Here is a 15893-nt window from a genome sequence, read left to right as displayed (position 1 = left end):
GATCAATTCGGTGCCAGAAGAAGAGATCATGATCGAAGACCGACCAAGAACGGTCGAGCAGCCTGTGAAGAAAGAAAACGATGAGACCGCGGAACTGAAACGTCTAATCGCTGAAAAAGACGAGCAGCTTGAGCAAATAAAAAGAGACAACAGCTTAGAAAAGCAGCGTCTGACAAAAGAAAATGAGAAATACAAACAAGCACTTCTACGTACTGGCGAAGAAAAAGCCGAGAACCGTCGTCAGATCCAAGACCTAGAGACAGAGGTTCGTAGAAACCGCCAAGAGATTCAACGTTTGCAGGACAATAAAGAGACCGGCTACTTAAAAGAACAACTGGAGCAAGCCGAAGAAGAAGTCACTACCTTGAAGGCCTCGCTGGAACAGCACCATTCGTTGGAAGCTGATTTGGAAGAAGCTAAGAAGCAGCTTCACGAGTTCGCGGTGAGCCAGCAAGACGTCGAGCGCCGTTACCAAGAAGCCATCCAACAAGTTGAACATCAAATGGACAGCCTAACCGCTGACCTGACCAAAAAAGAAGAATTAGTCGCTCAGTTGGATCAATTGATTGCGGATAAGGACCAACAGATTTTAGAAAAAGAAGAATTGGTTCAGCAATTGATCGAAGATCAGAAGCATCAAGAGGCCGTAATTGAAAGCGAGCAGATCGCGAGCTTACACCATCAAATCGATGAATTGAAAACCGAAAATGAGCAGTTGAAGCAAGAAGCGATCCACTCTCAACACGAGATCGGTGAAGTCCTGATCTCCGCTCGCCGCCAAGCCAATCGGATGGTGGAAAAAGCCAAGATGGATGCCCAACGCATTGTGAAGGATTCCGAAGCTGAATTACAAACGATCCATGACCGGGCCAAAGAAATTTCGTGTGAAGTCGACGAATCCCGTCAAACAATCATGAGTATCTATGAAGAAATGAAGACCCGTGTGGATCAATTGGCGCAAAGTGATGTGCCGGACCTAGAGGAAATCAAAGGCCGCTATGAGTATCCGAAGGTCTCCGTGATCTCTCGCAAAGAGTTTCAGTAAGTCAATCGGAAGAACGCAGGGCCGTCTTGTTTTCTTCCGGCTACATAGTGCTTCAGGAAATTGAATGAATCATTATTATTAGGGTTTAACTACGAAGGGGAGATTAGCATGAATCAAATCTTGATTCTGACGAAAAATATTTTAACTGAGCAAGAGATTCAGCAAAAGCTGCAGGCGTTGAATTATGAAGTCTATTGTTCAGCCCGGATGCTTGAAACCAGCCGCCAGCAAATAGAGGCAATGGAGTTTTTCAAGTTCTTTCAGTATGTCATTTTAAGTGAGACGATCTGCGAATCAGAAATCATGGAGCTCGTTCCGCTGTTGCGCAAGAACGCCATTCGCATTATTCGAAAAGTGGAATCCAAAGTAACAGAAATGGATCATCAGTATTTAGAAGAAGCACTTATCCACGCCATCATCTCAAATGAGGATTCTGTCGATGAACTGCGGGAGTGCCTATACGCTTTGAAGAATCAGCGAAATGAGCAGTCATATGAGAATCGAAAATATGTACAATTATCGGATAAGGTCTCGTTGATTCGACCAAATGTCCTGCAAAAAGAAGTCCATACTCCAGAGGACAATTATCAATTTTTAGAAGTCCTGCATCATCTGTCGACAACAGAAACGAAAATTTTGTCGATCCTGCTTGAAGCGGGCAACCAAGTCGTGACGAGAGAAACCATCTGTCACCAAATCTGGAACGAAGACGTCAATAAATCACACTTGGCCTCATTATCCAGCACGGTCACAAGGATCAAGACCAAGTTTGAGACGACGAATTTAGCCAACAAAGCGATCCAAACATTGTGGGGAAAAGGCTATCGAATCAATCCAGAGCTGTTAGACCGGATTCGGAAAAACGATACGCTTAATACCCTTGTCTCAAATGGGTAATATTATAATGAAGAGTTTTAAAACAAGAAAGCCGAATCCACTTTTGGATTCGGCTTTTTACACCTTAATAGATGGCATATTTTCTGCATTTTTCAGGCTTTTCCTTTCATATTTTTTATGAGAATGACGAAAATTAAAAAGTAAATGCGAATAAAGTTTGAATATTACGTGAAGAATTGTTACTATTCTCTTTGTAAGCGTTTAAATTAAAGGAGATGAATTTCTTGAGGAAACCGAGTCTGATTAGAAGTGCAGTAACATTGTTCACCGTTTTAGGTTTTACTTTGCCGGCGGGATTAGCGGCAGCAGAAACAATAAATAGCGAAATAAATAGTACAACAAGCAGTCAAATAAGTGAAACGATAAATAGTTCAACCACTGCTGAAACAAGTACAAGCAGCGCTGCGAGCAGCCAATCATCAGAAGCAGCACCAGCAGATGAAGCCGCAGTTGTGAGCAGTTCAGCAGCTGAAAAGGCAACGAAGAGCGCAACCACTGTTCCGATCCAGATGTTGGGGATCAATGATTTCCATGGTGCGTTGAGCACGACGGGAAGTTACTATGGTGCAGATGGTGCTAAAGTATCTAATGCAGGTACGGCAGCATTGATGGCGGGCTATTTTACGCAGGCAGAAACAACTTTTAAACAAAAGAATACTGATGGAAAAACCTTGCGAGTGCAAGCTGGCGACATGGTTGGTGCGAGTCCAGCTAATTCTGGTTTATTGCAGGATCAGCCAACTATGCGCATTCTAAATCAGATGAAGTTTGATGTGGGGACTCTTGGAAATCACGAGTTCGATGAAGGTTTAGGAGAATTCAATCGAATTTTAACTGGAGCGAAACCAGGACCTGATGCTGGATTTTATGACATAGTCAATAAGTACAATGAGGACTATACTCAGGATCAGCTAAAGGGCGGCTTTGATCTAGTCATTGCAAATGTTCATGAAAAAAAGACGGGAAATATCCCTTATGGGTGGCGGCCTTATATAATCAAAAATGTTGGTACTCAAGCTGAACCAATCAACATCGGCTTCATTGGAGTTGTCACACAAGAGATCCCAAATCTTGTATTAGCGCAATATCATAAGGATTATGATTTCACCGATCCTGCTGAGGCAATTGCAGAATACAGTAAAGAACTTGTTGATCAAAAGGTCAATGCAATTGTTGTTCTTGGTCATACACCATCGGTTCAAGGTACTGGCGACAGTGTTAGTGGCGAGACCGCTGACATCATGAATAAGGTGAATCAAATTGATCCAGATAATAGCGTTGATGCTTTCTTTGCTGGTCATAACCATGTTTATACGAATGGTGTTGTAGGAAATACGCGGGTTGTTCAATCTACTTCTCAAGGTAAAGGTTATATTGATCTGCAGGGAGAATATGATACAGCAACGAAGGATTTTGTCGGAACACCAAAGGCAACGGTCAGTGCGGTTGATCCAAACGGTGGTGTTGCGCCAGATTCAGCAGTTCAAGGAATTGTTGCTGATGCTGACGGTCGGGTAAAAGGAGTTACCGAAGAAAAAATCGGTACAGCAGAAAAAGCGGAAGACATCACACGGACAGTCAACGAAATGGGCGAGTCACCTGTCGGAAATCTCGTGACTGATGCGCAAGTGTATATGGCTAAGAAAAATGGTGAAGCTGTTGATTTTGCCATGACGAATAATGGCGGGATTCGCGATGACCTGAAAGTGAAATCCGATGCGACGATTACTTGGGGAGCAGCTCAAGCGGTTCAACCATTCGGCAATATCATGCAGATCGTTGAGATGACAGGTCAACAAATCAAAAATGTATTGAATCAGCAGACTAGCAAGTATTTCCTTCAAGTCTCTGGATTAAAATATACAGTAGAAAAAAATCCTAATAAAGATGATACTGACCATCCTTATGTGGTCAAAGAATTGAAAAAAGCAGACGGCACAGTAATCGAAGCAGGCACAACGTACAAATTAATCATCAACGATTTCTTATACGGCGGAGGCGACGGATTCTCTGAATTCACCAATGCGAAGTTAGCGGGTGCCTTAGACCCTGATACAGAAACATTTATCGGTTATATCGAAGATTTAGAAGCGAATAACAAAACAGTTTCGGCCTCAATTGAAGGAAGAAAAACGTTAGCAACAACTGATCCAGCGAAGGAAGAAACTGAAAAGATCAAAGCTGAAACGAAACTGACGGATTACCGTGAGGGTGACAAGAACTTAACTGGTAAAACCATTCCTAATGGTAAAGTAACGGTTGCACCAACTAAGGCTCGCGCTTTAGCACAAGCAACTGCTGACAAGGATGGAAACTTCAGTGTGGCCGTAGATCAGCTAGGTCTAAAAGAAGGACAAGAAGTAACGGTGACAATAACTGGGGAAAATGGCGGAGAAGCCAGCTTTACATTAAATGTTTTGCCAATGCAAACAACGACTACTACAACAAGCTCGTCAACAGATAGTTCGACTACTACAACAGATTCGACGACTGAACCAACAACTTCAACCGATCCAAGCGTAGAGGAAGCGGAACTGATTGAAAAGAAAACGAAATTAAATGAACTTTTTGAAGGTGACAAGTACCTAACAGGCGAGACGATTCCGAATGCAACCATTGAAGTGGCTGTTGCAGAAGATAAGGCTGAACAGGCGACCAAAGCAGCACCGCAAGCAAAAATTGCTGAGCAAGCTGAAGCCCCACTAACTTCTGATGAAGATGGTAAGTTTAAAATTGATGTACAAAATATGAATTTGAAGGCTGGGCAGGATATTACTGTCATGATTACTGGTCCGAATGGAGGAAAAGCTAGCTTTTCTACAAGAGTTCTAGCAAAACCTGGCACTAATCCAGCAGCAGATGCCGAAACTGAAAAAATCAAAAAAGAAACAAAACTTGCGAATATTTACGAAGGTGATACACAATTAACAGGTAAAACGCTCGCAGAAGCGACCGTTCATGTTGCTGTTGCGAACAGTGAAAAATTTGCACTAGGAAAATCTGATATAAATGGAAATCTAATTCTTGATATCAAAGAATTAGATTTGAAAAAAGATCAAAAAGTTGTCATTACTATCACTGGAGTAACTGGTGGTAAAGTAGAGTTCGAAAAAACTGTTCTTGGAAAGATTGTCTCCACTAATGTGGTCGATAAAACACCAAGCAGTACTAATTGGATCGATAGCACGATCGGAAAAATCTATCCGAAAACGGGTGAAGGCAAACAACCAATCTTTATAATAGTAGGAATGGTTGCATTAAGTGCCAGCGGTTTGATTTACTTTAAGAAAAGATAAGTGAGAGGAAGCCGAGTCCAATAGTGGATTCGGCTTTTTTTTGCTGAAATTCAGCTTTTTTCTGAATTCAGTATTTCCATCAGGTATAATGAGGCAACGACTTTTTTATGAGGAGGGGCTATGAAGACAAATCATATCAAATTGAATCTGCAATATATCAGTATGCAGATTCCTTATTGGATGGGATTTTCGGTGTTGGGGACCTTTACTTCCGTCTTTTTATTGTCTCGTGATTTTACGAATGGTCAGATCGGGATGGTCTTGTCATTGGCGAATCTGCTCGCCGCAGTGGTTCAGCCGTTTTTGGCTTCATTTGCTGATCGGATGACGCGCATTCGTTTGTCGCAGCTGGCGGCGGGGATGGCTGTTTTGTTGGCGTTATTTTCGGGAATCTTGTTGGCATTGCCAAAAGCATTTTTGATCGTCGCATTTATTTATGTCTTGCTTTACGCATGTCTGGTGCTGCTTCAACCAATGACGATCGCTATCGGAACGTTCTTTATCAGCCGCGGCTATGGATTGAATTTCGGTGTGGCGCGTGGTCTGGGTTCGTTGGCTTTTGCGGCCGCGGCATCAGTGACTGGGGTGTTGATCGAACGTTTTTCGCCAACGATCATTTTGTATTTACTGATCGGTATTTTCCTGTTTTTCGCATTGATGGCTTTAATGATTGATACAAGAAAGCATGGCGGAAGGTATTCCGAGTCTTTGATCGCAGAGCATCATCACGAAGGTCAGCAAGAAGAACCGATTGGTTTAATCGCCTTCACTAAAAAATATAAACGCTTTATGCTTTTATTGTTCGGCGTCTCCTTGTTGTTCGTTTATCATACGATCATCAACAGCTATATGTTCCAGATCATGCAGCCTTTAGGCGGAACAGCCGCAAATGCAGGCGGTTCTCTATCGGTCGCGGCTTTGAGTGAGCTGCCGACGATGTTTTTCTTTACTTGGGTCCTGCGGCGCTTCAAGATCCATTCGCTGATGCGGTTTGCGGCGTTCTTTTTCTCAGTCAAAGCGGTGCTGATTTTATTTGCCGGCAGTATTTTTCTGATCAATGTCGCGCAAAGTTTGCAGATGGTGGGTTTTGCGATGCACACGATGGCATCGGTTTATTATACGAATCAAATCATTCCGCAAAAGGATCTGGTTAAGGGGCAAACCTTGATGGCGACGGCCAATACGATCGGCGGGATCATCGGGGCATTTGTCGGCGGGCAGATGCTGAGCTTTTTATCTGTCTCGGCGATGCTCTTGATCGGTACGGTGATCTCAATTGCCGGAACTTTGATTGTTTGGTTATCGGTAGAAAAATAAAACGTAAGAAACGTCTATTTTCGTTATGGAAATAGGCGTTTTGTTTCGTTTATTTTTTTGAATAGGGTAGAGTAATGTTTGTAATAATCGATAAGGATGTCAGTTTTATTATTTTGCAGCAGTCATTTTTTTAAATCACTGCTTGGCAGACTGATAGACGGTGAGAAAAATAGTTCATTTGTTTGAACGAGGAGGTCGATTATGAAACGTTATCGTTACTATCTGATTATTCTTTTGATCGCTGGCTTGTTTGTGGTCCCGCAGCTTTGGACTCAGAAAATGATTTTAGGTGCGGATGCACTCTTTCATTACAATCGTTTTTATGAGACTGCGGAACAAATCAAAACGGGAAACTTCAGCTATTTTATCTCGATCTTTGGTTTCCAGCAATCCGGCCGGATCGTTAATGCGGTGTATGGACCGCTATTTTCTTATTTACAAGGCTTGCTGGTCTTACTAGCCGGCAGCTGGTTTCGCTATCAGGTGCTGTCGAATTTTCTCGTGTTTTTCTTGGCAGGCAGTTCGCTGTTTAAGCTATTGACCTATGGCAAGATCAAAGAACACACGGCATTGTTTGCGGCGATCATTTTTATGACGACCTACAGCATCAACTATTGGGTGCTGAATCAAGGCTTTACCAGCTGGGGCGCGAGCCTGTTGCCCTTTTGTTTGATTCCGCTGGTGGACTTGAAAAATCGTCATTTTCCAATCGTCAAAATTGCCGTGAGTATGGCCTTAATGACGCAGGTGCATATGCTGACTGCGGTGATGCTGGGTCTGATTTATTTTCCATTTTTTATTTCTTATGCGCGAAAGCGTTGGGGCAAGGCGTTGCTTGAATTGGTAAAGGCGATGGGCTTGTATGGCTGCTTATCGATCAACGTTTGGATCAGTTTGATCTTGATTAATACAGGGGATCAATTGAAGATGCCGTTTATCAACCCGCAAATGAGTGAGAAGGCCATCGATCTAGGCGGCGCTTATTGGCTGCATTATCCCGGCATTTTACGTGTGCTGCTGATCGTCGGTTTTTTTCTTTGTCTGGTGTATTGGCACAGTGTTCAACGATTTACGAAGCAGCTGTTGATTTTTAGCGGAATCTTTTTACTGCTTTCAACAAGTATCGTTCCGTGGGATTGGCTGGTTGCTCACAATGTGCCCTTTATATCTTTGATCCAGTTTCCGTTTCGCTTCTTTACGCCATTTACGATCCTGTTTCTATTCTTTTTTGCTTCGTTGGCAGAGGACTTGGCGGGTAAGAAATATCTTCCAATCATTTTGGCGTTGTTCAGTGTGGTCAGTATCGGGCAGAATTTGCGGATACTTTCTGCTGATCTGAATCAATGGGGCCAACAGACGTTGAGCAGCAAGCATACATTTGTCCGTGTTTCTGAAACGAAGGCCAGAGAAAGCTTTTATGACCCAGACATGAAAAAAGCCCTGCAGGCGGTCGAAAAATCCAGTCCGGATTATTTGCCGATTTATCACAATGACACTAAAAATAAGTACGTCAGCTACGAAAAGCAAATTCTTGCGCAGCAGCCAAAATTCGCAAAGACAGTTAAAAACAATCAATTAGAAATTTCTTGGCAAGCGGACAAAGCGGGCAGTCTACAATTGCCGGTAATCATTTATCAAAATACCAAACTAATTGAAGACGGGCATGAGATTAAGCCATCGTCATTGTCGAATATCGGCGTGCCGACGATCAAACAACAGGCAGGGAAAAATACGATTCGCCTGCGTTACGATCCGCCAAGCTATGTCACGATAATTTTTGCCCTTTGCGGACTTAGCTGGTTTGGGACATTATCATGGTGCGTTTATCGTTTCTTCATGAAGGCAGGATAACTTTGGCAATCCGAGAAACTATCGGGTAAAATACAAAAAGAAATGTGGGGGTAAGATTATGACAAATTACAACAATGAAAAAGATCGTCGTCTGCGGGGCTCAATGGCACCAAAAACCGAGGACGATGTGGCTCTAGCAGGAACCAATTCTAGCGAAACTGAGAATAAGCAAGAAGCATTAGCTGGCAGTAATTCCGGCGAACCGAAGGAAATTGCCCGTTCTGGCTCAAACGCGGTGGAGGAAGAGGAAGCTCATCCGTCATTGAAAGCTGAAGCGAAAAAAATCATTAAAGAGATCGAAGATAAATTTGATCCAAAGAAATAAGGCCTTAATCGATGGATAATTATTTAGCGATTTATGAGCATTGGTATCCTAGAAGTTATGGCTTGGATGATTATCCGACAGAATGTCATGTGACCTATTCAGGAGCAGAGCGCAAAGCCCTCTTCGGAAAATTGTCCGCGCCGCAACAGGAGCTCGTCAATCAGCAGCGAAAATACGAAGTCCGTTCGCTGTTTTTGCAAAAGCAGTATTTGCAGACATCGGATTGGGAATTTGTCGCGTTGAATATCGACGATGAATACGAACGGGGAATCCACAGCCAATTAAAATGTGCCTGCGGACGACCGTTAAAATATCAGTTTGTGATCGAGTCGAAAAGCAAGCAACAGGAGATCCGTCTGGGGATTCAGCACTTCAAGGATCATTTAGGCATTTCGCAGCAAGTGGCCGAAGAGATCAAAAAGGGTGTCGCTCATGTAGATTTGGCTTTAGATGAATTGTTGTGGCTGACGGAAAAGGGCATCCCTTTTCCAGAAGACCTGTGGCAGCGATATGTTTTTGCTTATTATCGCAATAACACTTTGCGACGTCCGCTTTCCTTGAATCAGAAATTAGCAGGACGCGTCGTGCGTTTCCGTGAAGCAGAAATGCCGCTGTTTATTGGTGATTATCTGAGTGTTGTGACGGAGATCAATCAAGTCGATCGGGAGGTTTTCGAACGGCAGGAGAAGAATTTCTTAGCGGATAAGAATGTTTTCGAAGCGTATTTGGCGGATTTTCAGCAAGATATCCAAGCGCCGGTTTATCTGGAACGAAAGTTTTGGGGACGCAAGCTGACTGACTTTATTCAGCTGGAGCGCTATGGTACGGAGAGCTATGAAGAGGCAAAGGTTCGTTACTTTGATGATCTGCTGTCCTTTTTGCTGGTATTGAAGGAGCCAACTAAGGCAGCACGGAAAATTCGCAGCTTTGAGATTTTCCATCAAAAGAAATATGGCAATGGGGAGCTGATCGCCTTTATCATTGAAAAATATCGCCAGTATCAATTTACGCAGAATTTTTTCTTGGCACTGCCGCGGGTCTACCGAATCGGCCTGCGCAAAGCCATCCAACGAAAACAGAAAAAATGAAAGGAATCCGAGCAGCGTTCGGGTTCTTTTTTTACATACTAAATTATATTCTTTTCGGACTGTTCATTTGTTTTGCGACTCGGTAGAATGAAGGTATTACAGACTGCATGATTCGTTGGGCGCTGCAACAGGAAAAAAGGAGGTAGAAGATGAGTCGAAAAAAGCAAGTAACAATCGATCCACAGCATTTTGAGGCGTGTTTTAAGGTGATTGACGCACATACTCAGGGAGAATTTACGCGTATTGTTTATGATGGATTCCCAGAACCGCAGGGAAATACCATGCTGGAAAAAAAGCAATATGTATCAGATAATTACGACCATTATCGTCGCGCTTTGATGGATGAGCCGAGAGGACACAAGGATATGTTTGGTTCTCTTTGGACTGAGCCGGTGAACCCAGAAGCTGATTTCGGCGCTATTTTTATGGATGGAACGGGTTATCTGCCGATGTGCGGGCATGGTTCTATGGGTTCTGCAACAGCGGCGGTAGAAACAGGTGTCGTTGAAGCCAAGGAACCCTATACAATCGTGAAAATTGATGCGCCTGCTGGTTTGATCGAAGCGAAGGTCAAAGTCGAAGAAGGCAAGACGAAGTCAGTCAGCATCAAGAATGTTCCTTCGTTTCTTTATCAAGAAAATTTGAAAACACAGGTATCCGGTAAAGAGATAACCTATGACCTTGCTTTTGCAGGGAATTTTGTGGCTTTGATTGCGGTAGAACAGCTTGGAATGAAGGTAGAAAAAAAGGATTTAGCCGCAATTACCGATATTGGTATAAAAATGTTGGCGAAGCTGAATAAGGAGCTCAACGTGGCACATCCTGAATTAGCAATCAACGAAGTGGGAACGTGCAATTTTTACGAAAGAATCGACTCGGGCGAAGTGAATTACCGAAATGTCGTTGTCTTTGGAAATCACCAAGCCGACCGTTCTCCTTCTGGATCGGGAACAAGTGCCTTGATGGCGATGCTATATGGCAAGGGATATCTTAGCCTAAACCAACCGTTCATCAACGAGAGTATTATCGGCAGCCGGTTTGAAAGTCGGCTGCTGGAGGAAGTGAACATCGGAAGCTTCACAGCGGTGATTCCTCAAATTACAGGCAGTTCCAATATTACTGGGCTGGCGACCTATTTGATCGATCCTGATGATCGCTTAAAGTACGGCTTCCAACTTAATTAAATCTGATTCAGAAAAAAATAGTTTAGCAGGCGCTGAAAAAAATTTGGAGATTAAGCTTTTTTCAGCTGTTCTTCCATTAAGCAATTCTAACGAAGAGTCGATGATCAAAATCATTGGCTCTTTTTTTGAGGCATCAATTAAATAAATAACGAAATAATTAAACAATAAGCTGTGTGATTTTTCTTAATTGTGGGATAATGGAGGTGTAAAAAACATACCATTAGGAGTTGAAATTTAATGTTCGATTCGCAAAAGGTGAAAGAATTAAACGAGTTGGAATTGATTGTCTATACTTTTATTGTAGAAAACATGGAACAAATTAACCAGATGACGATTCGCGATCTTTCAGATAACTGCCATGTGTCGACGTCTACGATTTTACGCTGTCTAAATAAGCTCGGCTATTCAGGTTATTCGGAATTTAAGTATGCTTTGAAAGAGAACCTTTCGCGACAGGGACAATCTTTCGAGGCTTTTTATGACGCAAACGTACATGTCGACGCTTTTTTGAAAAAGGTAAATAATGAAAGCTATCGTACGGTGATTGATCCGGCGATTGAACTGATACTAAACAGCAAACATTTGGTTTTTTCAGGGATTGGCACAAGCGGAATACTAGGAACCTATGGGGCGCGCTATTTTTCTAATTTACTATTTAATGCCTATGCCATCACCGATCCCTTCATTCCTGTTCCCACCAAAGGCTTAGATACGACGCTGATGATCGCCTTATCAGTCTCAGGAGAGACGGTCGAGGTCATCAAGCAGATCGAAGACTTTAAACGTTACGGGGCCAAAATTTTAAGTATCACGAACGATCAGCACTCAACGATTGCGCAAATGGCCGATTTCAATATTTCTTATTACATGCCGGAAGTGACCGGTCCGGACCCGACGGAGGAATTTATCAATCTGACCACGCAGGTCCCGGTCATCGCACTTTTAGAAATTTTGGCGCATCAAGCGTATCAACGAGAAAACAAACTAAAAAACAAATAAAAAATTCTTTGGTGAAATCGTGGAATACTGCGGTTACGCCTTTTAACAGGCTTTAAGCAGGAATAATCAAGTGGATTTTTGGCAAGATAAATGATCTGGCTGTCTAAAAACGGCTAGGTTGTTTTTTTGTGTGGAACATGTTCCTGACTGTTTCAGAAGTATTCCATTCGGAGAGGCCATCCTATATGATAAAGCTGTAAACGGATACATCAAAAATGCGAATGGCCATCGCTGCAAAAAAATATTTTTAAGGAGAATCATTTATGAATAACTTTATTAACGAGAAATTATTACCACCGATTTTAAAATTTGTAAATACTAAAGCTATTACTGCTCTTCGTAATGGGATGCTGTACACTATGCCATTTACGATCGTCGGTTCCGTTTTCTTACTTTTAGCGAATTTCCCAGTTCCGGCAATTTCTGAATGGGTCGCTAGCAGCGGCTTGGATGTTTATTTTAACGAAGCGTTTGGTGCATCATTTGCTATTATGTCACTTTTCGCCGTAATGGGTATTGCTAATTCATATGTAAAAGAAGAAGGCTTTGAAGGTCTGCCAGCAGGAATGATCGCTTTGGTAGTATTCTTACTGACAATGAAATCATCAGTGACCGATGCTGAAAGTGGAACAATCATCGGCAACGTCATTGATAAAACTTGGACTGGCGGACAAGGAATGATCAGTGCCATCTTAGTTGGTTTGTTTGTCGGTTGGGCATATTCTTGGTTCTTGAAACGTGATATTCGGATCAAATTACCAGAACAAGTACCAGCAAACGTAGCGAACTCATTTACTGCGTTGATCCCAGCAGCGGTAATCACGACTGTATCATTAGTCATTTATGTAATCTTCGACAAATTCCTTAATACAACAGTGGTAGAAGCAATTTATAAAGTTATTCAAAGTCCGATGCAAGGTGTTACCGATACGTTTGGCGGAGCGATGATGCTTGGTTTCTTAGTACCATTCTTATGGTTCTTCGGTGTTCACGGCTCTACATTAGTCGGCGGGATCATGGGTCCGATTTTGACAGCGAATTCATTGGAAAACACAGCGATCTTAAAAGCTGGGCAAGAATTGACAGTTGCTAATGGCGGACACATCGTAACACAGCAATTTTTAGATCAATTCATGACAGTAACAGGTGCAGGGATGACGATCGGGATCGTAATGTACATGGTTATGTTCGCTCGTTCTGCTCAGTTCAAACAATTAGGACGTTTGGCTTTCTTACCAGCATTCTTTAACATTAACGAACCGATTCTGTTTGCGACACCAGTCGTAATGAACCCAATCATGGCATTACCATTTATCTTGACTCCAATGGTTTCAGGGGTAATCACTTATTTCGCACTGTATTCCGGCCTAGTTCCATTGTTTACTGCAGTCGTAGTACCTTGGACAACACCGCCGATCATTTCAGGCTTCCTAATTGGCGGCTGGAGAACAGCTCTTTTACAAGCAATCGTTTTAGTGATCGGATTCTTCATCTATCTGCCATTTGTTCGTAAAGTGGATTCATTGAACTACTTGCAAGAACAAGGTGAAAGCATGGAACAAATCGAAAAAGACTTAGAAACTGAAAATAAAAAAGCCGAAGGACAAGCGACGGTTTAAACGAAAAAAAATGAAGAGGTACAAACATGAGTATTTTTAAAGAAAACTTTTTATGGGGCGGCGCAGTTGCCGCCCATCAACTAGAAGGCGGTTGGCAAGACGGCGGAAAAGGTGTCAGTGTCGCTGATGTTATGACTGTCGGTGCTCATGGTGTGCCACGCCGAATTACGAATGGCGTTTTAGAAGGAGAAAACTATCCTAACCATGAAGCCATCGACTTTTATGGTCGTTACAAAGAAGACGTGAAGCTATTTGCAGAACTTGGATTGAAATGCTTCCGGACATCAATTGCCTGGACACGTATTTTTCCGAATGGCGATGAAGCAGAGCCGAATGAAGCAGGACTGCAATTTTACGATGATCTGTTTGATGAGTGCTTGAAATACGGGATCGAACCAGTAATCACGTTGTCACATTTCGAGATGCCATATCATCTCGTTACTGAGTATGGCGGCTGGCGCAATCGCAAAATGGTTGAGTTCTTCGCTCGTTTTGCCGAAGTATGTTTCACTCGTTATAAAGATAAAGTGAAATACTGGATGACTTTTAATGAGATCAATAACCAAGCCAACTATAAAGAAGATTTTGCTCCCTTTACCAATTCTGGGTTGAAATTTGAAGCTGGTGATGATCGTGAAAAAATCATGTATCAAGCGGCTCACTACGAGTTGGTAGCAAGTGCTAAAGCAATCGAGATCGGTCATAAGATCAACCCTGATTTTGAGATCGGCTGTATGATCGCGATGGTTCCAATCTATCCATACTCTTGCAGTCCGTCTGATATGATGGCTGCAACAGTAGCGATGCAGCGTCGATATTGGTTCACGGATGTTCATTGCAAGGGACGCTACCCAAGCTATATGAAAGCTTACTTCGATCGTAAACAGTTCGACTTGGATATTACAGCCGAAGATGAAGTGCAATTAACCAAAGGTACTGTGGATTACATCGGCTTCAGCTATTACATGTCCTTTGCGGTCAAAGATCATGATAAAGGACCTGCATATGATTATGACGAAGCCAATGATTTGGTAGAAAATCCGTATGTTAAAGCTTCGGAATGGGGCTGGCAAATCGATCCGACTGGTTTACGTTATGCGATGAACTGGTTCAATGATCGTTACGAACTGCCATTATTCATCGTAGAAAATGGCTTCGGCGCAATTGATGAAATTTCTGAAGATGGTGAGATCCATGATGAGTATCGAATTGATTACTTGCGGGAACATATCGAAGCGATGCAAGAAGCAGTCATTTATGACGGCATTGATTTGATGGGCTATACGCCTTGGGGCTTCATTGATTTAGTTTCTGCTGGAACCGGCGAAATGAAAAAACGCTACGGCTTCATTTATGTCGATAAGGACAATGATGGTGCCGGAACATTGGATCGCAGCAAGAAGGATTCTTTCCATTGGTTCCAAAAAGTGATTGCAAGTAATGGAGAAGCTTTGTAGTGAAGAGCTCGTAAAAAATGAATATTTTAATTTAAAGCAGGAGGCAAGCATAATGAGTGAAAAGACAATTATGTTAGTTTGTAACGCTGGGATGAGTACCAGCATGTTAGTGACAAAAATGCAAAAAGCAGCTGAAACACAAGGATTAGATGTGGATATTTTCGCAATCGCAGCAGCAGAAGCGACGAATAAATTGCAAGAACGCGAGATCGACACGGTCCTGTTAGGCCCACAAGTTCGCTTCATGCAAAAACAATTTGAAGAAAAATTAGCACCACTGGGAATTCCTGTGGATGTCATCAATATGACGGACTACGGCATGATGAATGGTGAAAAAGTGCTTGGTCAAGCAGTTGCGATGATCAACGGTTAATTTACGGGAAAAAAATGGAGGACGGGTTAAATGCAGGAAGAAAATTTAGAAGCGGTGATGGGGCTGATCATCCATGGCGGCAATGCGAAAAGCAATGCCATGGAAGCTATTCAAGAAGCCAAGGGAGGCGACTTTGATTTAGCAGACGAAAAGATCAAGCAAGCCGAAGAGTCATTAGTTGAAGCTCACCATTCGCAAACAGGACTTTTAACAAAAGAAGCACAAGGTGAGCACCTCAATTTGAATTTATTGACGGTCCATAGTCAAGACCATCTGATGACATCAATCGCCTTTACCGACCTAGCAAAAGAAATCATCGATGTTTATCGTAAAATAAGTGCATAAGAAATCCCCCTCCATGATTCTGTACCGACCCCCAAAAGTTAGACCAAAAATCTAACTTCTGGAGGTCGGTATTTTTATGGCTAAATATAGTTTTGAA

Annotated in this window: 13 protein-coding genes; all 13 read left to right on the top strand. The window is 42.5% G+C overall.

The window, feature by feature from the left end; all coding sequences use genetic code 11:
• A partial coding sequence (locus tag FFR60_RS22615; RefSeq protein WP_137665928.1) for a coiled-coil domain-containing protein occupies positions 1–1045 on the top strand: 1045 nt, incomplete at its 5' end.
• 108 nt (positions 1046–1153) lie between these two features.
• Positions 1154–1942, top strand: a complete 789-nt coding sequence (locus tag FFR60_RS22610) for a winged helix-turn-helix domain-containing protein (protein ID WP_137665927.1) — start codon at positions 1154–1156, stop codon at positions 1940–1942.
• Between the two features lie 224 nt (positions 1943–2166).
• A complete protein-coding gene (locus FFR60_RS22605) occupies positions 2167–5238 on the top strand; it encodes a 5'-nucleotidase C-terminal domain-containing protein (RefSeq protein WP_171005017.1) in 3072 nt (1023 codons plus the stop codon).
• Between the two features lie 120 nt (positions 5239–5358).
• Positions 5359–6555 (top strand): MFS transporter, encoded by a 1197-nt coding sequence (locus tag FFR60_RS22600; RefSeq protein ID WP_088934531.1) that lies wholly within the window; start codon positions 5359–5361, stop codon positions 6553–6555.
• A gap of 201 nt (positions 6556–6756) precedes the next feature.
• The gene (locus tag FFR60_RS22595; protein ID WP_137665925.1) at positions 6757–8406 is read left to right on the top strand and encodes a putative glycosyltransferase family protein; all 1650 of its coding nucleotides are present in this window, start codon (positions 6757–6759) and stop codon (positions 8404–8406) included.
• Between the two features lie 58 nt (positions 8407–8464).
• Entirely contained in the window at positions 8465–8731 is a 267-nt protein-coding gene (locus tag FFR60_RS22590; RefSeq protein ID WP_088934533.1) for an rRNA processing protein, read from the top strand.
• An 11-nt stretch (positions 8732–8742) separates the two neighbouring features.
• Positions 8743–9819, top strand: coding sequence for a hypothetical protein (locus FFR60_RS22585; RefSeq protein ID WP_137665924.1), 1077 nt, complete (start codon positions 8743–8745; stop codon positions 9817–9819).
• 149 nt (positions 9820–9968) lie between these two features.
• A complete protein-coding gene (locus tag FFR60_RS22580; protein ID WP_137665923.1) occupies positions 9969–11003 on the top strand; it encodes a proline racemase family protein in 1035 nt (344 codons plus the stop codon).
• A 237-nt stretch (positions 11004–11240) separates the two neighbouring features.
• The gene (locus FFR60_RS22575; protein ID WP_137665922.1) at positions 11241–12002 is read left to right on the top strand and encodes a MurR/RpiR family transcriptional regulator; all 762 of its coding nucleotides are present in this window, start codon (positions 11241–11243) and stop codon (positions 12000–12002) included.
• A 263-nt stretch (positions 12003–12265) separates the two neighbouring features.
• On the top strand, positions 12266–13621 hold the full coding sequence (locus FFR60_RS22570; RefSeq protein WP_137665921.1) for a PTS sugar transporter subunit IIC: 1356 nt from the start codon (positions 12266–12268) through the stop codon (positions 13619–13621).
• A gap of 26 nt (positions 13622–13647) precedes the next feature.
• Complete coding sequence (locus tag FFR60_RS22565; protein WP_137665920.1) at positions 13648–15078, top strand: 6-phospho-beta-glucosidase; 1431 nt, start codon at positions 13648–13650, stop codon at positions 15076–15078.
• A 52-nt stretch (positions 15079–15130) separates the two neighbouring features.
• The gene (locus FFR60_RS22560; RefSeq protein ID WP_088934538.1) at positions 15131–15451 is read left to right on the top strand and encodes a PTS sugar transporter subunit IIB; all 321 of its coding nucleotides are present in this window, start codon (positions 15131–15133) and stop codon (positions 15449–15451) included.
• Between the two features lie 30 nt (positions 15452–15481).
• Positions 15482–15796, top strand: a complete 315-nt coding sequence (locus FFR60_RS22555; RefSeq protein ID WP_088934539.1) for a PTS lactose/cellobiose transporter subunit IIA — start codon at positions 15482–15484, stop codon at positions 15794–15796.
• The last annotated feature ends 97 nt before the right edge of the window (positions 15797–15893 follow it).

The organism is Enterococcus hulanensis, from assembly GCF_005405485.1.
Taxonomy (GTDB): Bacteria; Bacillota; Bacilli; order Lactobacillales; family Enterococcaceae; genus Enterococcus_A; species Enterococcus_A hulanensis.
The sequence above is the reverse complement of the archived record's forward strand: the minus strand, read 5'-3'. Positions and strand labels throughout refer to the sequence as shown.